Genomic DNA, 22,413 nt, shown 5'->3' on the forward strand with positions numbered 1-22,413 from the left:
CCCTCAGGAGCACACCATGACCGACGCCGCCACTTCGATTCGGGTCCCCCGCAATAGCGTCGCCGACGCAGCCCTCCTGGCTGACTTCCTCACGATGTCAGAATTCGGAGCGACCCCCGCGGGCGGGGTCGAGCGGCAGGCGGCCACAGCGGAGGATGGCCACACCCGCGCGTGGTTTGCGCAATGGCTTACCGCACGCGGCTTCTCGGTCAGCTACGACCGGATCGGCAACATGTTCGGGTTATACGAATTTGTGCCGGGTGCGCCATACGTGCTGGCCGGCTCCCACATGGACAGCCAGCCTCGAGGCGGCAAGTATGACGGAGCCTACGGCGTTCTCGCCGCTGCCCACGCAGCCCAGCGGCTGGTGCAGTACTACTCCACGGGAGCAGCCACCCCCACTTTCAACATCGGAGTCGTGAACTGGTTCAACGAGGAGGGTTCCCGATTCAAACCGTCCATGATGGGCAGCAGTGTATTCGCCGGCAAAATCGAACTGGAAACCGCACTCTGCGCCACTGATCCGGCGGGAGTAACCGCGCAGCAAGCTCTGATCGACATCGGTACCATTTCGAGCAATGATGTATTCGGTGCAGGCACCGGCCGATCGGTTGCCTGCTACGCGGAGATCCATATCGAACAGGGCCGCGAGTTGGACAAGGGCGGAATTACCCTCGGACTAGTCGACAAGACCTGGGCCGCAAACAAATACGAGATCTCCGTCATCGGCGCGCAGGCACACACCGGCGCCACCGCCATGGTGGACCGCCAGGACGCGCTGTACGGAGCGGCGCTGGCGGTGGTCGCCGTCCGCGAGCTCGCCGAGCGCTATGGCGAGGATCTGCACACTTCGTGCGGGCAGCTCACCGTCTACCCGAACTCCCCGGTGGTGGTGGCACGCGAGGTGCACATGCACCTGGACCTTCGCTCCCCTTCCGACACGCTGCTCGACGAGGCAGACGCAGTGCTGCGGCAGGAGTTTGCGATGATCGAACTGAAGGCTGACGTCCACATCGAACGTCGATACGCCCACACCTGGAAGGGCCACACCTACCAACCGGAAGGCGTCGAGCTCTCTCGTCAGGTCGCTGCCGATTTGGAGGTGTCGCAGATGCTGGTGCAGACCAGGGCAGGACACGACTCCACTAACATGAAAGACATTGTGCCGTCGGTGATGTTGTTCATTCCCAGCGTAGACGGGGTCTCCCACGCTGAGAATGAATTCACGAACAACGAGGACCTGGTCACAGGAGTCGACGTGTTGACAGAAACCCTGGCACGGATGCTCGAAGGCGCACTAAACCCGTAAGTCTGGCGCGTCCAGTGCTTGGCGAGGGTCCTTCGACACTGCGGCCATCGCGGTCATGATAGAGGGCCCCTGCGCCCCATCGGTGGCAAGTGCGGTGTCGGTGATCCGCTGGGCCATCCTGTCCCCCAGCTCGTCGGTGCTGGCGCCCATTTCGGCGCCGGCAAGCGCCGGAAGCTCAGCCAGGACGCTGGCGGCCGCGGCTTCCAGCGCGAGGGCGGCTTGGCCTTCACCGAGCGAAGCCAAACACAGGGCTGCGGACAGTACCGCGGCGGCCGGGTTGGCCCAGCCCCTGCCTGCAATGTCGGGCGCGCTGCCGTGGACAGGTTCAAACATGCTCGGAGCGCTGCCATCGATGTTGAGGTTGCCGGATGCTGCCACTCCGAGGCCGCCCTGGATCATCGCCCCGAGATCGGAAATGATGTCGCCGAAAAGGTTGTCGGTGACGATGACGTCAAACCGCTCTGGGTTCATCGGCATGTGTTGACACATCGCGTCGGCGTGAACATAGTCGACCGTCACGTCCGGGTAGTTCGCTCCGACCTCGTCGACGATGCTTTGCCACAGTTCACCGGCGTGCACCAGGACGTTCTTCTTGTGGCACAACGTCAAACGATTCCTCCGGTGGGTAGCGAGCCGAAAGGCGTAGTCCACTACATTGGTGATCGTCGGGGCAGTATTGATCGACTCCTGCAGCGCCACTGCGTTTTTCGTCCCCGCGTACAGCGTTGAGCCGCCGCTGACGTACATGCCTTCCATATTTTCCCGGATCACCACCATGTCGCAGCGCTCCGGCGTGAGGTCGCGAATGGGGGTCGGCACGCCGGGGTAGAGGCGGACCGGCCGCAGGTTGACGGCCTGGCGAAAAGCACTGCGCAGCCGCAGGATCAGGCCCCGCTCGAGGACTCCAGGGGCCACCCGCGGGTCGCCCATTGCACCGAACACAATCGCTTGATGCCTACCTAGTTCAGCGATGATGTCGTCATCGATGACGACGCCGGTGGCGAGGTAGTGATTTGCGCCGAGCGCGTAGTCCGTCTGCCGCGTCTGAAATCCGAATCGGTTCCCCGCAGCGTCAATGGCCTTCAGCGCTTGATCCGTGACCTCACCGCCGATACCGTCGCCGCGCAGGATGGCCAGATCGTAGACAGTCACGTGAACTCTTTCGGTAGCTTGTTTCCCGTTGCGGGGGTGTCCCTATCTTGGTACACACTGCCTGGCCGCCGGGAACTGCGGGGTCGCGCTACCCTGAGACGACTCTAGATTGGGGTGTTATGACCGACGCGTTCGTCCCCGCCTATCCGGCCGGGCTGCCCATCGCGGGGCAATGGATAACAGACGGCGTCGCGACCGTTGACGTCCTCTTCCCCTATGACGGTTCGGTGGTCGCGAAGGCTCCCGTGGGAAATGTCGAACACGCAAAACTGGCATTGGACGCGGGTCTTCGCGCGCAGCCGGTGGCGGCTCGACTCTCGGCTGCGCAGCGCCGGGATATCTTGCTCGGGGTCCACGCCGAGCTCGCGGCCCGCCGCAGCGAGTTCGAGGATCTGCTGGTCCTCGAGACCGGCAAGCCATTGTTCGATTGCCGCATAGAGGTGGAGAGAACGCTTTTCACCTGGCTCTCGACGGCAGAGGAAATCTCGCACCAACGCGGCGAGACGGTGCCGCTCGACCTGCAACCCTCGGGCGTGGGAATGATCGGCTACTGGACGCGTAAACCGGTTGGCCTGGTAGTCGGGATCGCCGGGTTCAATTATCCGTTGCTCCTCGCCACTCACAAGATCGCGCCATGTATCGCCGCCGGCTGCGCCGTAATTGCTAAGCCAGCACCTAATACGCCCCTTGCCACTGTGTGGTTGGTCTATCTGATCCAGACTGTGCTGCAACGGCTTTCGCTCACTGTTGACCTTGTCCAGCTCGTCACCGGGGGCGTGGAAGTAGGGCACACGCTGACCTCTGATCCGCGGATAGGTGCTGTCAGCTTCACCGGCTCCGCTGCGGTGGGACACCAGATCGCGAAAGACTGCGCACCCCGAAAGGTACTGCTCGAGTTGGGCTCCAGCTCCGCGCTGATCGTCGCTGCCGACGCCAACCTCGTCAAGGCTGCTGACGCTGTTATCCGTGGAGGCTTCTACGCCAACGGGCAGGCCTGCATTTCCATCCAACGCGTCTTGGTGGAAGCCGCCGTCGCCGATGAATTTGGTGCACTCGTCCTTGCCGGGATGCCCCGCGTGCTCCTCGGCGACCCCCGCGACATCGCCACTCGGGTAGCGCCTTTGATCAACGCGGCCGCAACCGCTCGGGTGTTGGACTGGGTTAACGAGGCCGTGGACGCGGGCGCCAAGGTGGGCGGTGGTGGAGCCGTTGTTAACTCCGGCACGGCCGTGGCTCCCACCGTCCTGTTCGACGTTCCCGACGGCGTGCGGGCATGGGATGAGGAAATCTTCGGACCAGTAGTCGCTATCCGCACCGTTCCTGACCTGGACACAGCAATCGCCGTGGCAAACGCCTCCCGCTACGGGTTGCAGGCAAGCATCTTTACTCGTTCGCTCGCTACGGCCTTTCGAGCCATCGAGGAGCTGGAAGTGGGCGGCGTGGTGGTGAACGAGATACCCGGCTTCCGGTCCGACATCATGCCCTACGGCGGCGTCAAAGATTCCGGGATTGGCCGCGAGGGCCCACGTTTCGCCATAGAAGAGCTCACAGTCACGCGGATGGCCATCATCCGGCCCGAGTAGAACAGGCACCATACATGGATTACAGCAAGCTTTTTCGGATGGACGATCGTAAAACTTTCGTTCTCGGATCCGGCAGCGGAATTGGGCGGGAGTCAGCGTTAGCGCTGGCCGCACAGGGCGCCGTCGTGGTGTGCGCGGATCGGGACCTCGCGGGCGCCACCCAGACCGCCCAACTGATAGAGGCTGCCGGCGGGCTAGCGTCTGTCTACCAGCTTGATGTGCTGGACGCCGAGGCGATTTCGGTCGCGGCACAGGAACATTCGGACAGTGAGACCCTCGTCTTCACGGCCGCGACCAATGTCCGAAAGCGACTGCTCGACTATTCCGCCGAAGAGTACGAACGAGTTGTGTCGTTGAATATGCGATCCAGCTTCGATCTGATCCGGGCATTTGGCGCGACGATGGTAGAGCGCAAACGCGGCAGCATTATTGGGTTTTCGTCGATCCGGCACTTGGTGGTAGAGCCGGGCCAGGGGGTATACGCCGCGACGAAGGCCGCTACCGTCCAGTTATTGCGCACAGCGGCGGCCGAGTTCGGGCCCTCCGGCGTCCGCGCTAATGCTATCGCGCCGGGGGTGGTGGAAACGCCCTTGACCGCGCCCATTAAGGCAAACCCCGAGTGGTACAACGCTTATGCCGCCAAAGGTGCCTTGGGCCGCTGGGCTGTCCCCAGTGAGTTAGCGGGCGCGGTCGTGTTCTTGGCCTCGGACGCGGCGAGCTACGTGACGGGCACGGTGTTGTATGTGGACGGCGGCTGGACTGCGGTAGACGGCCGCTTCGACCCGCCACGGGGGTAGTCGGTCCTCTGTCACCGGGGCGCTGCATCACAGCCTCACCCTGGCCAAAGGATTGAGCGCCGCAGCCTTCAGAGGGACCATTGGTTTCGGAACAATGGCACAAACGGCGCCGTACTCCGCGCTACACACCGGTTGACCTACACGGCGCTGCCGTCCCAGCGGCGCTGTCGTCCCAGCGGCGCTGTCGTCCCACGAGCTCGTCCCACACCCCTGACAGCACCGCCCAACTTCCGGCGTCGGCGCTTACCCCAACAGCGGCAAGTGCACGTTCAGGAGATCGATGACCCACGATGGGAAGAGCCCCAGCAGGACGGTGATGGCGAAGCAGGCCGCTGTGACGATCATCGTCAACGGGCCTGGGACCAGCACGGATGGCCCGTCATCGACGGGCGAGGCGAAGTACATCAACACCACGATCTTCAGGTAGAAGAATGCGGTCACGGCGGTGGCCACCATGGCAATGACGACCAGCGCCCCCATGCCGGACTCGGCTGCGGCGGTGAATACCTGGAACTTGCCGATAAAGCCTGCGGTGAGGGGAATCCCGGCAAACGACAGCATGAAAATCGTCATCTGAGCCGCAAGCATGGGCGACTTTTTCGCGAGCCCCGCCCACGCCTGCATCGACGATGCTTCCCCGTCCGGAGTCCGCACCAAGGTGAGCAGTGCCAGAACGCCGATGGTGGCAAAACCGTAGGTCAGCAGGTAAAACATCGTGGCTGACATGCCATCTGCGGTCAGGGTAATAACACCCAGCATCAGGAACCCAGCGTGGGCCACCGAGGAATATGCGAGCATCCGCTTGATGTCAGTCTGGGTGATACCTATGACGGCGCCGATCACCATCGATGCGATGGCGATCCCCCACATCGTCCCTTCCCAGTTCCATTTGCTGGGACCGAAAGCGCTGTAGAACACCCGCACCATCGTGGTAAACGCGGCAACCTTGGTGCAGGCCGCCATAAACGCAGTGACCGGGGTCGGTGCGCCTTGATAGACATCCGGCGTCCACGAGTGGAACGGGCCCACCGAACCCTTGAACAAGAGTCCAACGACCAGCAGCGCCATCCCTATCAAAAGCATCGTGTTGCTGCGGCCGCCCGCCTGGCTGGCCAGCGCGACATCGGAATACTTCAACCCACCGGCGTAGCCGTAGAGCAGCGCAATTCCGTACAGCAGGATTGCCGAGGCAAATGCTCCCAGCAAGAAGTACTTAACGGCCGCTTCCTGCGAAATTAACCGTCGACGGCGGGCCATACCGCACATCAAATACAGCGGCAACGAAAGCACTTCGAGGCCGACGAACAAAGTGATGAAGTCTGCAGACGCGGGGAATACCAGCATCCCGCCGATGGCGAACAGCGCCAGCGGAAAGATTTCCGTCTGCATTTTCGTTGCCGTCGCAGTGAAGGCCCTGTCTCGTTTTGATCCCGGGCGCGCGGCAGCCTGCGCCGCGAAGGCGCCACCGGGCTCGGACACCCGATCCGCCATCAACAGCACCGACGCCAACGCAAGCACCAGCAGCACCCCCCACATAATGTAGGTAGCTTGATCCACTGCCAGCGATCCGTCGAAGGTAAGCGCGTAGTCCTTCCCGATGGCGCGAATTACTGTCACGACGCCCGCGGCCACGATGGCGCCGACCGTCACGATGAGTTGCGCCACGTACCGCAGTTGCTTGGGTACGACGGCCTCGACCAACACGCCCAGGCAGGCGGCGCCCAAGATGATCAGGATCGGCATGATGACCCCGAAGTTCACCGCGGGCGCCTTGATGCTGTTGATATCGCCGCCCAATGGCGCCGCGAGAGTATGCAGTAACGACATCATTTGCCACCTTCGATGCTCGGTGCCGGATCGCTATGCCCGGAGTCCACAATGATCTGGGCGGACACCGGATTGATCACGTCCAGAAGAGGCTTCGGGTACACACCAATCACCACAATCAACAGCACTAACGGTGTCAAAACAGCGATCTCGCGAATGTTGAGGTCGCCGAACCGGAACTTGGTCGGCGTGCGGAAGATCGTTTTGTGCCCCAGTGCAACGGAACTCGAGCCAGAACCGGCAGACCCGGAGCCGACCCCGAAATCACCCTCAGCAACAGCTGCATCAGCGGGGGATCCCAGTACTCCAGCGCCGCGGATAGGGCCCGTCATGGTGCGCTGGAAGATCCACAGCATGTAAACAGCGGCGATCACGATCCCCACAGTTGCCGCGATGGCCCAGGCAGGCTGTGTGGAGAACGTTCCCAGCAACACCAGGAACTCGGCCACGAAGGAGCTGGTCCCTGGAAGCGCAATGGTGGCAAGGGATCCGATCAGGAACATTCCACCGAGAATCGGCGCCACCTTCCACACACCGCCGTAGTCGCTGATCAGCCGGGAGTTTCCGCGGGAGGTCAGCATGCCGACGACGAGGAAGAGGAGCCCGGTGGCGAGACCGTGGGCGACCATGTAAATGACGGCGCCGGACATGGCCTGCGAACTGAACGCAAATACTCCCATGGCGATGAAGCCGAAGTGTGCGATGGACGTGTAGGTCACGAAGCGCTTCAAATCCCGTTGTCCCGCAGCGACTATGCCACCGTAGAAAATGCCGATCACCGCCAAAGTGATGATCAGCCAGGCGAGTTTCGAGGACGCCGCGGGCAACAGCGGCAAGCAGATCCGCAGGAACCCAAAGGTGCCGACCTTATCGAGAACACCTACAATTAACGTGCCGGAACCGACTGGCGCCTCGGCACCGGCATCGGGCAGCCACGTGTGGAACGGCACCAATGGCGCCTTGATCGCAAACGCAATCGCGAACCCGGCAAAGATCCACATCTGGGTGGACTCCGGGATTTGAGAAGCAATACCGCGCAGCGTCTCCCAGTCCAGAGTTCCACCGGGAACATGGTCACGGCTGACGACATACAGCCCAATGACGGAGGCCAACATCATCAGTCCGCCGAATAAGGAGTACAGGAAAAACTTGGTCGCCGCGTAGGTCCGCCGCGGTCCGCCGTAGGCGCCGATCAGGAAATACATCGGGATCAGCATCAGTTCGAAGAACACGTAGAACAGGAACACGTCGGTGGCGGCGAAAACGCCGATCATCAGCGACTCCAGCATCAACAGCAGCGCGAAGTAGCTCCCGATGGAGCGTCCCGGCGGCAGTTTTTCCTCCCAGGAGGCGCCGAGCACAATCGGCACAAGCAGGGCGATCAGTGCGATCATCACCAACGAGACGCCGTCCACGCCGACCGAGAAGTTGAGTCCGAGGGTCGGGATCCATTGCGCCGTAGACACATATTGGAAGCCGGGCGCGCCGGGGGTGAACCCGATCCACAGCGCCACACCGATGGCGAATGTGGCCAGCGAAAACGCCAACGCCATTGTTTTCACCGTCTTGGCGGGTGCGTGACGCATCGCCCCGGTCACTGCGGCGCCCGCAGCTGGAACTGCCACCATTAACAGGGTGAACGGGAAATCGCTCATTGTCAGAATCCCTTCACGGCGAGCAGGGCGAGCACGAGTATTAGCGAACCGCCGAGCATCGACAGGGCGTACGACCTGACGTATCCCGTTTGCGTCCTACGCGCTCTTTCCGACAGCGCCGCGAGCACTGTCCCAAAGCCCGTCATGGTGCGATCCACCACCTTCTCCTCGACATCGACCAGCGACGCGGTCAACGCAATGGCGGGGGTAGCGAACAGCGCCTCGTTCAGGGCGTTACCGCCGACATCTGCTCGCGCCCAGCGAACCGGCCACGCGACGTTTTCGGGGGCGAGAACCGGGATGGGGCGTCGGCCAAACATGGCGTAGGCCACGAGCACTCCGGCTGCGATCAAGACCAGAGTGCCGATCGTAATGAGGATCGGCGCGATGGGCGGCTCCGGGTGTTCGAATTCGCCGAGGGATGGAGTCAGCCAATGAGGCAGCCGGTCGCCGAGGGCAAGGAACGCGCCTGCGCCAGCCGAGCCAATGGCCAGAATCACCATCGGCGCCGTCATCGATGCGGGCGATTCGTGCGGGTGATAATCGCGGCCGTCGGCGGACTTCAGTTGCTCATACCGCGGCTTGCCGAAGAAAGTCATCAGCATCAGGCGTGTCATGTAAAACGCGGTGAGCCCAGCTCCGATCAATGCGGCGCTGCCCAACAGAATGCCCTTGATACCGCCTGCGGCGAATGCCGCCTCGATGATCGGGTCCTTGGAGAAGTAGCCGGAGAAGAACGGGAACCCAATCAGCGCAAGGTATCCGGCGGTGAACGTCCAGAATGTGACCGGCATCTTTTTCCACAAACCGCCGTAGCGGCGCATGTCGACGTCGTCATTCATGCCGTGCATCACGGAGCCCGCGCCCAGGAAGAGACCAGCCTTGAAGAAGCCGTGAGTCAACAGGTGCAAGATTCCCAACGCGTAGACACCGGCGCCGAGTCCAACAGCCAAGAACATGTAGCCGATCTGCGAAACCGTCGAGTAGGCAAGGACTTTCTTGATGTCGTCCTTGGCGCAGCCCGCGATGCAGCCGATCAACAGCGTGATGGCGCCGATGATGGTGACCACCAAGCGGCCGTCCGCGGTGAGGTTGTAGATCGGCGCGCACCTGGCGATGAGGTAGACGCCAGCCGTCACCATGGTGGCCGCGTGGATCAAGGCCGACACCGGGGTCGGCCCCTCCATCGCATCCGGAAGCCAGGCCTGCAAGGGGAACTGGCCGGATTTACCGCAGGCACCGAGCAACAACAGCAGCGCGATCGCGGTGACGGTGCCCGGGGACTGCTCGGCGACAGCGCCGATCTGGGAGAACACGCCATCGAACGAGGTGGTACCCATTTCCTTGAACATCAGGAAAATGGCGAGCGCCAAGCCGACGTCGCCGACGCGGTTCATGATGAAGGCCTTCTTCGCCGCCGACGCTGCGCTAGGCCGATCCGACCAGAAACCGATCAGCAGGTAAGACGCCAAGCCGACGCCCTCCCAGCCCGCGTACAGGGCCACGAACGAGTTGCCCAAGACCAGGAGCAGCATGGAGCCGACGAATAGGTTGAGGTAGGCAAAGAACTTTCGACGCTCGGCATCGTGGTGCATGTAACCGATGGAGTAGATGTGAATCAGCGAGCCAACCCCGGTGATCAGCAGAACGAAGGTCAGCGACAGCGGATCGATCCGCAGTCCAAACTCCAGCTGCAGCGCTTGCACTGGCATCCAGGAGAACAGGTGCGAGTCCATCACGTGGTTACCGCCGCCGCCGCTGCTCGGATGGTTCACAAACATCACCACACCGAGGACAAAGGCGAGCAGCACCATCACGATTGCCACCAAGTGGCCCGCTCGGTCCAGCCGGCGGCCGCCGATCAGCAGGATCACAGCACCAATAAAGGGCAGCAGGACCAACCAGATAGCCAGGCTCGCCGTACCGGAGGCTGCGACAGCCCCCACAGATTCAGTCATCGCGTCAGTCCCCTAATACTTCAACAGGTTGGCGTCATCGATCGACGCTGATCGGCGGCTGCGGAATATCGACATGATGATGGCCAGGCCAACCACGACCTCGGCGGCTGCGACCACCATCACGAAGAAGGCCATCACCACCCCGTCGAGGTCGCCATTGATCCGCGAGAAGGTGACGAACGAGAGGTTGACCCCGTTCAACATCAACTCGATGCACATAAACACGACGATGGCGTTGCGCCGGACAAGGACGCCGACAGCGCCGATCCCGAACAGCAGCGCTGAGAGCACCAGATAGTAGTTCGGGTTCACGGCTTTTCACCTCCCGTGTTCAGTTCTTTGACCAGGGCTACGGGGTGGTCGACCCCGTCGATGGCAACCAGATCCGCCGCTTCCCGATGACGCATGGCCACCAGTTGGCTCTCATGTTGATCGACCAGTGTCGATACCGACTCAGGAGCCACGGATCCGTCGGGGAGCAGTGCGGGGGTGGCGTTAGAGGACGAGGTGGCAAAGACGCCGGGGCCAGGCAGCGGCGACATCCGGCCCGAACGCATGCGCGCCTGGACCATTTGCCGTTGGCTGCGCTTCTCGCCGGGGCGCTTTTCCACATGGGCCAGCACCATCGCGCCGACGGCGGCCGTAATCAGCAGCGCCGATGTCAGTTCGAAGGGGAAGAGGAAGGTGGTGAATAACGTGTTGGCGATCGAACCCATCTCACCGCGCTCTGCGGTGGCTCCCTCGAGACCGACCGCTTCGATCCCGCTCACCGCGTGGACCAGACCAGCGACCACGAGACCGACGAATCCAAGCCCCACCAGCAGGGCAGCAACTCGTTGCCCGCGAAGGCTCTCGATCACCGAGTCGCCGGATTCGCGTCCGGTAAGCATCAGTACGAAGAGGAACAGCATCATGATGGCACCGGTGTAGACGATGATTTGCACGAAGCCCAGGAACTGGGCGCCCTGGGTCAGGTACATGCACCCGAGGCACAACATGCTCATCACCAGCCAGAGCGCCGAGTGCACCGCGTTTTTCGCAAAAATCATTCCGACCCCGCCCAAGAGGGACAGTGGGCCGAGGATCCAGAAGGCGATTTGTTCGCCCGTCGTCGTCACGCGTGTGCCTGGGTGGTTTCGACCGGCTCCATCGGCAGGCGCCGGCGCAAGAGTTCCGGGCCATTCACGTAGTAGTCGTCTTCCTCGCCCAGCCGCATGGGGTGCGGCGGCTGCTCCATACCCGGCAGCAAGGGCGCCAACAACATGTCCTTGGTATAAATCAACCTTTGACGTTCGTCGTCGGCGAGTTCGTACTCATTGGTCATGGTGAGCGAGCGGGTGGGGCAGGCTTCGATGCAGAGGCCGCACCCGATGCAGCGCAAGTAGTTGATCTGATAATTCGCGCCGTATCGCTCACCCGGGGAGTAGCGCTCCTCCTCTGTATTGTTGCCGCCCTCGACGTAGATGGCATCCGCCGGGCAGGCCCATGCGCAGAGTTCGCAGCCCACACACTTTTCCAGCCCATCCGGATGACGGTTGAGTTGGTGACGGCCGTGATAACGCTCGGCGGTGGGTACCGGGTTTCGGGGATAATCCTCCGTCACGACGGTCTTGAACATCGTGGCGAAAGTGACGCCAAAACCTTTGACCGGATCAAGAAATGACATTGTGATCAGCCTTTCTGACGGGGCTGGGAGGAACTTTGAGGTTCAACGGTGGGATCGGATAACCGGGTGTCGCGGGGATGACGACGCTACTGGGTTCAATGACGTCAGAATCCCAGTCCGGATCACCAGACATGTCGAACTCGTCTAATCCCGGTTTCTTAGCTGGCCACAACAGGTAGATGACCATGAGAGCGAGGATCGGGATTCCCATCCACAGCATCACCTCCCGGGTGCTCATGTCGGTCGTATTGTTCAGTACCCGCGCAGTGCCGACCAGCACGATCCACACCAGCGAGATCGGCACCATCACCTTCCACCCGAGTGCCATGAACTGGTCGTAGCGCACCCGAGGGAGCGAGCCGCGGAGCCAGACGAAGAAGAACATCACGAGCAGCACCTTGGTGAAGAACCACAGCAGTGTCCAGTACCCGGTATTCGCCGCTTCCCAGCGCGAAAGCGGCCAGGGCGCTTGCCATCCGCCGAGGAACAGGGTGGTGGAGATCGCCGATACGTTGATCATGTTGATGTACTCGCCGAGGAAGAACAGCCCGAACCGCATCGACGAATATTCGGTATTGAACCCGGCTACCAACTCGCCTTCGGCTTCCGCCATATCGAATGGAGCCCGGTTGGTTTCACCGACCATTGCGATCGAGTAGACGATAAAGGAAACCGGCAAAAGCCAGACGTACCAGCCTGTTTCCTGCTGGTAGACGATGGCCGAGGTGGACACGGTACCCGCGTAGAGGAACACTGCGACGAAGCTGAGACCCATCGCGATCTCGTACGAGATGAGCTGCGCCGCAGATCGAAGCCCGCCGAGCATCGGGTACGTGGAACCGGAGGACCACCCGCCGAGCGCGATTCCGTAGACCCCAATCGAGGCAAAAGCCAGTAGCGCCAACGCACCCACCGGCAGGTCCGTCATCTGCAGGGCTGTGTCGTGACCGAACATTCGCACCGGACCACCCAGAGGGATCAGCGAGAAGGTCAAAAATGCGGGGATCGCAATCATGCAGGGGGCGGCGATATAGACGAACTTGTCGACCCGAGTGGGCATAATACCCTCTTTGAAAATCAACTTGAACGCATCCGCCAGCGACTGCAGAAGGCCCCACGGACCGTGCCAGTTCGGGCCGGGCCGATGCTGCATGCGACCCACGACCTTGCGCTCGAACCAAATCGCGAACAACGTCATAAGGAGCAACAGCACAAAAACAAGGAGGGCTTTCACAGCCTTCAGCCATAACGGATCACCCGCTAGCAGCCCCGCTACCGAACCGTCTACGCCCAACCCGGGTGCGGGTGCGGCGGCGAACAGGTGCTGCATCATCGGGTGCCTCCAGTAACTAATGCGGCCACGTTCACAACGTCCCCATGACGGGCCCGCAAGCTCACTGTGAGCGGAATCTTGCCAGTGCGCGACGGCATCCACACGGCGCCATCCACCATGTCGGTGATCTCGAGAGGCAATGTCACCGAGCCCGACGACGTCCAGACCTGCACCAGATCTCCGTCGGTGGCGCCCATCTCGGCGGCGGTGGCTGTCGAAAGCCGGATGACGTCCGCGCGTGCGGTGCCCGCCAGGTGCGTTTCGCCGTCCAACATGGAGCCGCCGTCCAGCATCATCTGCCAGGTGGCGAGGCGGTGGCCCGCTGAGTGGTGGCCAGGGGCGTTCTGCGCTGCCGGGTGTCGGGCCAGTTCGTTCTGGGCTGCTTCAGGGGTCGATGTGTGGCGTGAATAGCTGCCGATCCGATGCATCTCCGCGGTGGTGACCTTCGGGGTCTGGGTGTAGAGGTCGACATCCATTTCGACGCCCAGGGTGTCGAGGATTCGCGCGTCGTCGAGCGTGCCCTTGCCCGTGATGGTGGCATCGAACGGACGCAGGCGGCCCTCCCAGTTGAGGTAGGCACCGGCCTTTTCCACCGACGCCGCTACGGGGAACACCACGTCAGCGAGTTCGGTCACAGCGGTGCGACGCTGTTCAAAACAGACCACGAACTTGGCCCGATGCACAGCGTCGACCGCCATCGACGGGTCGGGAAGGTCCTCGAACGAAACCCCCGCGATCACGAGGCCGTCCAACTCGCCCGCAGCTGCGGCCCTCAACATCTGCTCGGTGTTCAGTCCCTCGGTTGCGGGAACCGATGCGCCCCAGGATGTTTCGATCTCCACTCGGGCCACATCGTCCGAAACTGGACGACCGCCGGGCAGTAAGCTCGGCACCGCGCCGGCTTCGACGGCGCCGCGGTCGCCTGCGCGGCGCGGTACCCACGCCAGCTTGGCATTCGACGCCCGGGCCAACTCGCCAGCTGCCGTCAGCAAACCGGGGACCTCTGCGGCACGCTCCCCGACGAGGACGACGTCGAACTCGCCGGCGAGTCCCTGGACCACTGCGGTTTCTTGTCCGGGCGCTGCCGGGATCAGTACACCGCCCATTTTCTCGAGCCCACGCGAGGTCAGCGCGGCCACCGAAGAGATGGCAGTCTGGCTGTGCCGCCACGCTTTGCGCAGGCGCAGGAACAGGATCGGGGATTCTTCTTCTGGCTCCAGCCCGATCAACAGCACCGACTTCGCCTTCTCGAGGCCCTCGTACGTCACTCCCCCGTTTTTCGGGTTCACGCCGACCACGTGCTGGCCGAGGAACTGCTCCTCCTCGGCGGTGGTGACCCGAGTGCGGAAATCAATGTTGTTGGTGCGTAGTGCTAATCGGGCAAACTTCGAATAGGCGTACGCGTCGGAGACCGTCAACCTGCCGCCAGTCAATACGCCTGCCCCGGTACCTGCCACCGCTGCGGACAGGCCCGCTGCGGCCTTCGCCATCGCGTCCGTCCACGAAGCCTCGACCAGTTCGCCGTCCTTGCTCCGGACCAGCGGCCGAGTGAGCCGGTCATCTTGGGTGACATAGGTGAAAGCGAAGCGGCCCTTGTCGCAGTTCCACTCCTCGTTGACCTCTAGGTCGAGTGCGGCCATCTTGCGCATCACTGCGCCCCGCCGCCAATCCACCCGCGTCGCGCAGCCGGAAGCGCAGTGTTCGCAGACCCCCGGGGTCGAGAGCAGATCAAAGGGCCGCGCCCGGAACCGGTACGCCTCGCTCGTCAAAGCCCCGACGGGGCAAATTTGGATCGTGTTGCCCGAGAAGTACGACTGGAACGGCTGATCCGCGCTGATCCCGATCTGCTGGGCCGTGCCGCGCTCCAGCAGTTCGATGAAGTTGTCGCCGGCAATTTGATCCGAGAACCGGGTGCAGCGCTGGCACAGCACGCATCGCTCGCGGTCCAGCAGGATCTGGGTGGAGATGGCCAGCGGCTTGGTGAAAGTCCGCTTGGCGTCGATCATCCGGGATTCGGCGGAGCCGTTAGCCATGGTCTGGTTCTGCAATGGACACTCGCCGCCCTTATCGCAGACGGGGCAGTCGAGCGGGTGGTTGAGCAGCAGGAACTCAAGGTTGGAGCGCTGCGCCTTCTCCGCTACCGGCGATGTGAGCTGCGTCTTGACGACCATGCCTTCCGCGACTGCTTGGGTGCATGCCGCCTGGGGTTTCGGCATGGGCCGTCCGCCCATTTCGACCTCGACCAGGCACTGCCGGCAGGCTCCGACCGGTTCCAGCAGCGGGTGGTCGCAGAACCGCGGGATTGCTGTGCCCATCCGCTCCGCGGTGCGAATCAATAGCTCGCCCTTCGGGGCGATCATCTCCACGCCGTCGATCGTCAGGCGAACGTGGCCTTCGGGAACCGCGACCGGTTCGGCTGGCTTGTCGTCGACGATGGTGCTGGCGGAGTTGGCGTTATTCGCCGACGGCACCGACAGAGCAGGTACAGACACAGCTGAAACAGACGGAGCGGGCACGGGGGCGCTCATATCAGTGGGCTCCAACCAGGTCGGCCGCCACGATGATCGGCGGGGTCTTACCGGTGATCAGGTCCTCGAAGTCCTGGCGGAAATACTTGAACGAGCTGAGCACCGGGGTGGCAGCGGCGTCGCCCAAAGCGCAGAAGGAGCGGCCCGCGATGTTGCTTGCCGCATCGGTTAGCACGTCGAGATCGGCCATCACGCCCTGACCGCTGACGACGCGGCGCAGGATCGACACCAGCCAGCCGGTCCCCTCGCGGCACGGCGTGCATTTGCCACACGATTCGTGCTTGTAGAACTCAAGCCATTTCCAGACCGCCCACGGCACCGACACGGTTTCGTTGAAGCACATCAGCGCCGTTGTGCCGAGCATCGAACCGGCAGCAGCAACCGAGTCGAAGTCCAACGGCACGTCGATCTGCTCAGGGGTAAAGATGGGCGTGGACGACCCGCCGGGGGTGAAGAACTTGAGCGGAATACCGTCCTTCATCCCGCCCGCCATTTCGAGCAGTTGGCGAAGCGTGGTGCCCATGGGCGCCTCGTACTGGCCAGGGCGCGTGACGTGGCCGGACAATGAGTAGATCTTTGGGCCGGGCGACTTCTCGGGGCCCATCGAGCGATACCAGTCGGCGCCGCCGAGCACGATCGGCGGGACGGAGCAAATGGTCTCGACATTGTTGACGACAGTAGGGGCGGCATAGAGCCCGGCGACCGCGGGGAACGGCGGCTTGAGCCGCGGCTGGCCGCGGCGGCCTTCGAGCGAGTCCAACAAAGCGGTTTCCTCGCCGCAGATGTAGGCGCCGGCGCCGGCGTGAATCACAATTTCCAGGTCGTAGCCGGTGCCCAGGATGTTCTTGCCCAGGAAGCCTTTGGCTTTTGCTTCGTTGACCGCGGCTGTCAGTCGGCGCAGCGCGTGCAGCGCCTCGCCACGAACGTAGATTGCACAAAACTTCGCCCTGATCGCGTACGAGGTGATGATGCAGCCCTCGATCAACGAATGCGGGTCGGCCATCATGAGCGGAATGTCCTTGCAGGTGCCCGGTTCTCCCTCATCGGCGTTGATGACGAGGTAATGCGGTTTCCCATCGTTGAGCGGCAGGAAGGACCACTTCAGCCCGGTCGGGAACCCGGCGCCCCCGCGGCCACGCAGGCCCGAGGCCTTCATCAGCTCGATCAGTTGGTCCGGATTTGCCGCGAGCGCGGTGCGCAGCGCTTGGTAGCCGTCGAGCTGGAGATAGGTGTCGATGGACCAGGAGCGCGGGGACGACCAACGTCGTGTGAGCACGGGAGTCAGCGGCGCCGTGGTTGCCTGCCTCGGATCGGTCATGATCTGCTCACGCATTCCCTTCATTGGGGTGGCCGAAAAAATCAGCCGATAAACGAGGTCGGGCTACTTCTTTTCGGGCACCGGGGGGAGCTCGACGGATTCGGCCATTGCTGGCGCCTGCCAGTTGTTGTCGTGCGCGAGAACACTGCCGCGCAGGGTCTGGTCCGTCGCGGACGGGCCCTCAACCTCGGCAGTTAAGTTCTCAAAGATGCCAGCAATCTCCAGGGATGCCGTTCGAAAGTCCGTCAACGGCGCGCCCCGGGTGGGGTCCGGCTTCTCGCCGCGCTGCAGCGCCTGCACCAGATCCAGTGCGCTGTCCGGACTTTGATGATCGTAGAACTCGTAGTTGACGGTCACCACCGGTGCATGATCGCACGCCGCCAGGCACTCGGCTGATTCAAACGTGATGGAGCCGGTGGTGCCCGCCTCCCCAGCGGTACCGTTTTGCCCCACGCCCAAATGCTCGCTCAGCGTGCGGTAGATAGCGTCGCCGCCCAATGCCGCGCAGAGGGTGTTGGTGCACACGCTGACCAAGTGCTCGCCGCAGGGCTTGCGCTTGTACATCGTGTAGAAACTCGCTACCGCTGCGACTTCGGCTGTCTCGAGTTTCAACGCGTGCGCACAGAACTGAACGCCCGCGACGGAAACGCACCCCTCCACCGACTGCACCAAGTGCAGCAGTGGCAGCAGCGCCGACCGGGCCACCGGGTAACGGCCTATTAGTTCCACCGCTCGCTCGGCGGTCAGGGCGTCGAAAACGAAACCTGTGTCGAGGAATTCGGGAACCCCGATCCGGGTGTTCATCGGTCCACTCCTCCCATCACGGGGTCGATGGAGGCGACAGCGGCCACCAGGTCCGCGATCATCCCGCCCTCCGACATGGCGGGCATAGCCTGCAGGTTGACGAAGCCGGGGTCGCGCAGGTGGACTCGCCACGGTCTGGTGCCGCCGGCCGAAACCAGGTGGCAACCCATTTCACCGCGCGGGTTCTCGATCGCGACGTAGGCCTGTCCCGCGGGAACGGAGAAACCTTCTGTCACCAGTTTGAAGTGGTGAATCAGCGACTCCATCGACTGGCCCATAATCTTGCGGACATGTTCCAGCGAGTTGCCCATCCCGTCCGAACCGATCGACAGCTGCGCGGGCCAGGCGATCTTTGCATCCGCGACCATCACCGGTCCCGGCTCGTCAAGGCGCTCCATGGCCTGCTTCATGATCTTCAGCGACTGGTGAATCTCTTCTAGCCGCAACAGGAATCGCGCGTAGCAGTCGGCGTCGGTGGAGGTCGGAACCTCGAAATCGTACGTTTCGTAGCCGCAGTACGGTTCGGTCTTGCGGATATCCCATGCCAAGCCCGCGCTGCGCAGAATCGGCCCGGTGATCCCCAGCTGCATGCAGCCTTCCAACGGCAGGACGCCGATGCCCTGCATTCGGGCTTTCCAAATCGGTTGCCCAGACAGGAGTTTGTCGTACTCCGGCATCCGTTTGTCCATGACGTCAAGGAACGCCTGAATTCGCTCGCGGGATCCGGCAGGCAGATCCTGCGCGACGCCGCCGGGACGGATGAACGCCATGTTCATCCGCAGGCCGGTGAGGAACTCCATCAGGTGCAGAGCTTCTTCACGCTCGCGGAAGCCGGCCGTCATCCCCGTCAGTGCGCCGAGTTCCATCCCGCCCGTGGCGATGGTGACCAGGTGCGAAGAGATACGGGTCAGTTCCATCAGCAGCACGCGGATCGTCTCCGCGCGCTGTGGAACCTCGATGTCCAACAACTTTTCGATCGCCATGCAGTAGGCGGCCTCGTTAAAGGACGGCGACAGGTAGTCGGCGCGGGTCACAAAAGTCACGCCCTGGGTCCAGTTGCGGTACTCGCATGATTTCTCGATACCCGTGTGCAGATAACCGATGACGCTGCGGGCTTGCACCACCGACTCGCCCTCGATCTCCAACACGAGCCGGAGCACGCCATGGGTCGACGGGTGCTGCGGACCCATGTTGATGATGAGGCGTTCTTCGTCATTGGGGTTGTCACCGCCTGCGATGTCGGACAGCATGGCGTCCCAGTCGCCGCCGGTGACGGTGAATACGCGACCCTCGGTGGTCTTGTAACTCGAAGCCGGGGTGGGTCCGGTGTGGGTTGTCATGAATACGACCTCCGCTGGTCCGGTGGCGGGATAGTAGCGCCCTTGTACTCGACGGGAATGCCGCCGAGTGGATAATCCTTGCGCTGCGGGAAACCTTCCCAGTCGTCCGGCATCAGGATCCGGGTGAGAGCCGGGTGGCCGTCATAGATGATGCCGAACATGTCCCAGGTTTCGCGTTCGTGCCAGTCCGCGGTGGGGTAAATCTCGACCGCCGACGGGATGTGCGGATCGCTGACGTCGACAGCGACCTCAAGCCGGATGCGGCGGCGGTACGTCATCGACGTCAGGTGGTACACCGAATGCAGTCGTTGCGGCACGCCCTCGCCATAGTCCACTCCGGAGATGGAGGAGGCCAGTTCGAAGCGCAGCGCGGCGTCGTCGCGCAGGGCCCACAGCAATGAGCGAAGATGTTCGCGCGCAACGTAAAAGGTGATCTCTCGGTGCGCGACGGTCGTCTGGTAGATCGCACTTGACGGGATGGCGCGCTCTGCCATCGCAGCCGTCAGCGCATCCGCCACCTCGTCGAAGTAGCCGCCGAAAGGACGGTCGCTGGGGACAGGTGTGTAGGGCGCGGTGACCAGGCCGCCGAAGCCGGAGGTATCCCCCGAGTCTGCGGAGTGGAACATCCCAGAGCGCTCAACACCCGTGGTCGGGGCCTCCCGGGTCGCTGTTTTCGCCACCGGTTGGATGGAGGGTGGATTCGTCATTTGGCGGCCTTTTTCCGAGACTCTGGGCCGTACTTGATGCTCGAGGCGATCAGCTCGGTGCGCCTGCCCTGTTCTTCCCACTCCGCGGCCCGCTTGGGCCCCATCGGGTCGTCGAGAATTTTCGCGTGCAACTTGAGAATGGCGTCGATCAACATCTCGGGTCGCGGCGGACAGCCCGGCAGGTACATGTCAACAGGCACAATGTGATCCACGCCCTGCACGATCGCGTAGTTGTTAAACATCCCGCCGGATGACGCGCACACGCCCATCGCGATAACCCACTTCGGTTCCGCCATCTGGTCGTAGATCTGGCGAAGCACGGGCGCCATCTTCTGCGACACCCGGCCGGCCACGATCATCAGATCCGCCTGCCGCGGGGACGCCCGGAATACTTCCATCCCGAACCGGCCCAAGTCATAGCGCGGCGCGCCCGTCGTCATCATTTCGATGGCGCAACACGCCAGGCCGAACGTCGCCGGGAACAGGGACGCCTTGCGGGTCCAGTTCACCAACTTCTCAACGCTCGTGAGCAAAACACCGTTCGGAAGCTTCTCTTCGATTCCCATAGCGCGCCCGTTTCCTAATCCCAGTCCAGTCCGCCGCGGCGCCAGACATAGGCGTAAGCGACGAATACGGTGGCCATGAAGGTACCGATTTCCACCAATCCAAGTACCCCGAGTTGTTCCGCCGAGGCGGCCCACGGGTACAGGAAGACAATTTCGATATCGAAAATGATGAACAGCATGGCGGTGAGATAGAACTTGATCGGGAAACGTCCCGCAGCGCCAGCTGGAAGGGGGGTGGGCTCGATTCCACATTCGTAGGCATCGAGCTTCGCCCGGTTGTACCGACTCGGACCGATCTTGTCAGTCACGACCGTCGCGTTGGTGATGGCGAATCCGGCGGCGAGAACCAGCAATATCAAGATCGGCAGATAGGCATCTAACACGAGCGGTACTTCCTTCCAGCGGCGGCGATGGATCTCAGTGAGGTGGGGGTGGGCCGGGTTTCTAGGCCCGGTTCCCCCCAAGCGGCCCGCTAGACACGGGGGGCCATCTTGGTTAATGCGACGACCATCTTGTCGGCCCAGTCACCATCTCGGGTGTCGTACAGGCCAGCAAGCAACTTCAGCACCAGGTACATCAGCTTCTTGCGCGGCAGGCCAAGCTTGGTAGCCGCCGCCATGATCTTCGGCTGCCCGATGAGCTTAGAGAACACGTTGCCCAACCGGTAATAGGACCCCAGGTGATCGCTCATTGCGAGCGGATACCCGGCCAAGGCTTGTTCCCGGCCCAAGCCGTCGGGTCGGCCCAGCGCTTGCAAAATGGCCTCGGCCGCCATCGACGCTGACTCCATCGCGTAGCCGATGCCTTCACCGTTGAACGGATTCACCGATCCGCCGGCGTCACCGACGAGCAGAAGACCGTCCTTGTAGTGCGGGGTGCGGTTGAAGCCCATCGGCAACGCGGCGCCGAGGATACCGCCGGTGGCAGTCTCCTCGTTCAGCTGCCACTCTTCGGGGGTGCCAGCCATCCAAGCCTTCAGCAGCGCCCGATAGTCGGTGCGGCCAAATGCTTTGGACGAGTTCAAAACGCCGAGTCCGACGTTGACGGTGCCGTCGCCCATTCCGAAGATCCAGCCGTAGCCGGGCATCAGGATCGGATTCTTGGGGTCGGAGCGATCCCAGAGCTCAAGGTGGGACTCGAGATACTCGTCGTTGGTGCGGACCTGGCTTTGGTAGTAGCGGCGGACGGCGACCCCGATAGGACGCTTCTCGTTCTTCTCCAAGCCCATCCCGATGGCGGTGCGCGCGGAGACCCCGTCAGCGGCGATCACCAGCGGCGCATGGAAGGTGACAGGGCCGTCGGCGGTCTTGGCGTTTACTCCGGTAATGCGGCCGGTCTTGTCGTCCAGGATGGGCGCGCCCACGTTGGTGGCCTGCCGCATCCGGGCTCCGGCGCCAACGGCGAGGTTGGCCAGCATCTCGTCAAAATCCAGCCGAGCGCGTACTACCCCGAAGTTGGGGTAACTGGTCAGCTCTGGCCAGTCAAGGTCGAGGCTGACGCCGCCACCGACCACTCGTAGGCCTTTGTTCTTCACCCAGTCCGAGGAACTGACGTCTACGCCCAGCGCCAACAGTTGCTTGACGCCGCGCGGGGTCAGGCCGTCGCCGCAGACCTTTTCGCGGGGGAAGGTGCTCTTCTCCAAGAGCAGCACGTCAACTCCGGCTCTGGCCAGATAGGTTGCCGTGGTCGAGCCCGCCGGGCCAGCACCCACGACGATAACGTCGGCGGTGTTGTCAGAGCGGGGCGCTTGCATGATGTCCTTATTTCCAGTGGTGTCCACAGAACAATCATTACTGGCAATTCGGGCGGGGCGTAGGCCCAGCGAAGAGCTTGTGATGTCGTTCACTAACGCAACAGGGGTAAGTGTAGG

19 protein-coding genes are annotated in these 22,413 nt (G+C 62.7%); 3 read left to right on the forward strand and 16 right to left on the reverse strand.

The genetic code is table 11. From position 1 onward, the window contains the following. Positions 1-16: 16 nt before the first annotated feature. Entirely contained in the window at positions 17-1,309 is a 1,293-nt protein-coding gene (locus EH165_RS11885) for a M20 family metallo-hydrolase (RefSeq protein ID WP_124799634.1), read from the forward strand. Here EH165_RS11885 and EH165_RS11890 read toward each other — a convergent pair. Beyond that, positions 1,298-2,461 carry a 3-isopropylmalate dehydrogenase gene (locus tag EH165_RS11890; RefSeq protein ID WP_124799635.1) on the reverse strand — a complete coding sequence of 388 codons (1,164 nt, stop codon included), beginning with the start codon at positions 2,459-2,461 and terminating at the stop codon, positions 1,298-1,300. The two genes, EH165_RS11885 and EH165_RS11890, sit on opposite strands and share 12 nt — an antisense overlap. Positions 2,462-2,580: 119 nt before the next feature. On the opposite strand from EH165_RS11890, the gene EH165_RS11895 reads away from it, so the two are divergent. After that, a complete protein-coding gene (locus EH165_RS11895) occupies positions 2,581-4,044 on the forward strand; it encodes an aldehyde dehydrogenase family protein (protein ID WP_124799636.1) in 1,464 nt (487 codons plus the stop codon). A gap of 14 nt (positions 4,045-4,058) precedes the next feature. Continuing rightward, complete coding sequence (locus EH165_RS11900) at positions 4,059-4,841, forward strand: SDR family NAD(P)-dependent oxidoreductase (RefSeq protein ID WP_124799637.1); 783 nt, start codon at positions 4,059-4,061, stop codon at positions 4,839-4,841. Positions 4,842-5,084: 243 nt separating this feature from the next. Here the strand turns inward: EH165_RS11900 and nuoN are convergent, their stop codons facing one another. From nuoN to EH165_RS11975, 15 genes are all read right to left on the reverse strand, one after another. Beyond that, positions 5,085-6,671, reverse strand: coding sequence for an NADH-quinone oxidoreductase subunit NuoN (nuoN, locus tag EH165_RS11905; protein WP_124799638.1), 1,587 nt, complete (start codon positions 6,669-6,671; stop codon positions 5,085-5,087). After that, entirely contained in the window at positions 6,668-8,323 is a 1,656-nt protein-coding gene (locus tag EH165_RS11910) for an NADH-quinone oxidoreductase subunit M (RefSeq protein WP_124799639.1), read from the reverse strand. The genes nuoN and EH165_RS11910 overlap by 4 nt, the downstream gene beginning before the upstream one ends. Before the next feature lie 2 nt (positions 8,324-8,325). Then, positions 8,326-10,281, reverse strand: coding sequence for an NADH-quinone oxidoreductase subunit L (nuoL, locus tag EH165_RS11915; protein ID WP_124799640.1), 1,956 nt, complete (start codon positions 10,279-10,281; stop codon positions 8,326-8,328). Between the two features lie 12 nt (positions 10,282-10,293). Next, positions 10,294-10,593: an NADH-quinone oxidoreductase subunit NuoK gene (nuoK, locus tag EH165_RS11920; protein WP_124799641.1), complete on the reverse strand. Its 300-nt coding sequence runs from the start codon at positions 10,591-10,593 to the stop codon at positions 10,294-10,296. After that, positions 10,590-11,399 (reverse strand): NADH-quinone oxidoreductase subunit J, encoded by an 810-nt coding sequence (locus EH165_RS11925; protein ID WP_124799642.1) that lies wholly within the window; start codon positions 11,397-11,399, stop codon positions 10,590-10,592. The genes nuoK and EH165_RS11925 overlap by 4 nt, the downstream gene beginning before the upstream one ends. Then, positions 11,396-11,947 carry an NADH-quinone oxidoreductase subunit NuoI gene (nuoI, locus tag EH165_RS11930; RefSeq protein WP_124799643.1) on the reverse strand — a complete coding sequence of 184 codons (552 nt, stop codon included), beginning with the start codon at positions 11,945-11,947 and terminating at the stop codon, positions 11,396-11,398. The genes EH165_RS11925 and nuoI overlap by 4 nt, the downstream gene beginning before the upstream one ends. Then, a complete protein-coding gene (gene nuoH, locus EH165_RS11935) occupies positions 11,934-13,277 on the reverse strand; it encodes an NADH-quinone oxidoreductase subunit NuoH (protein ID WP_124800494.1) in 1,344 nt (447 codons plus the stop codon). Before nuoH ends, nuoI begins: the two co-directional genes overlap by 14 nt. Further along, positions 13,277-15,808, reverse strand: a complete 2,532-nt coding sequence (locus EH165_RS11940; protein WP_124799644.1) for an NADH-quinone oxidoreductase subunit G — start codon at positions 15,806-15,808, stop codon at positions 13,277-13,279. The genes nuoH and EH165_RS11940 overlap by 1 nt, the downstream gene beginning before the upstream one ends. A 1-nt stretch (position 15,809) precedes the next feature. Further along, positions 15,810-17,141, reverse strand: a complete 1,332-nt coding sequence (nuoF, locus tag EH165_RS11945; protein ID WP_239020564.1) for an NADH-quinone oxidoreductase subunit NuoF — start codon at positions 17,139-17,141, stop codon at positions 15,810-15,812. Positions 17,142-17,189: 48 nt separating this feature from the next. Beyond that, positions 17,190-17,930, reverse strand: coding sequence for an NADH-quinone oxidoreductase subunit NuoE family protein (locus EH165_RS11950; protein WP_124799645.1), 741 nt, complete (start codon positions 17,928-17,930; stop codon positions 17,190-17,192). Next, complete coding sequence (locus tag EH165_RS11955; protein WP_124799646.1) at positions 17,927-19,270, reverse strand: NADH-quinone oxidoreductase subunit D; 1,344 nt, start codon at positions 19,268-19,270, stop codon at positions 17,927-17,929. The genes EH165_RS11950 and EH165_RS11955 overlap by 4 nt, the downstream gene beginning before the upstream one ends. Next, complete coding sequence (locus tag EH165_RS11960) at positions 19,267-19,977, reverse strand: NADH-quinone oxidoreductase subunit C (RefSeq protein WP_124799647.1); 711 nt, start codon at positions 19,975-19,977, stop codon at positions 19,267-19,269. Before EH165_RS11960 ends, EH165_RS11955 begins: the two co-directional genes overlap by 4 nt. Beyond that, positions 19,974-20,543 carry a NuoB/complex I 20 kDa subunit family protein gene (locus EH165_RS11965; RefSeq protein WP_124799648.1) on the reverse strand — a complete coding sequence of 190 codons (570 nt, stop codon included), beginning with the start codon at positions 20,541-20,543 and terminating at the stop codon, positions 19,974-19,976. The genes EH165_RS11960 and EH165_RS11965 overlap by 4 nt, the downstream gene beginning before the upstream one ends. A gap of 14 nt (positions 20,544-20,557) precedes the next feature. Then, complete coding sequence (locus EH165_RS11970) at positions 20,558-20,926, reverse strand: NADH-quinone oxidoreductase subunit A (RefSeq protein ID WP_124799649.1); 369 nt, start codon at positions 20,924-20,926, stop codon at positions 20,558-20,560. Between the two features lie 89 nt (positions 20,927-21,015). Continuing rightward, positions 21,016-22,296, reverse strand: a complete 1,281-nt coding sequence (locus EH165_RS11975; RefSeq protein WP_124800496.1) for a geranylgeranyl reductase family protein — start codon at positions 22,294-22,296, stop codon at positions 21,016-21,018. Between the last annotated feature and the right edge of the window lie 117 nt (positions 22,297-22,413).

Origin of the sequence: Nakamurella antarctica, assembly GCF_003860405.1 — a bacterium.
Classification (GTDB): Bacteria; Actinomycetota; Actinomycetes; order Mycobacteriales; family Nakamurellaceae; genus Nakamurella; species Nakamurella antarctica.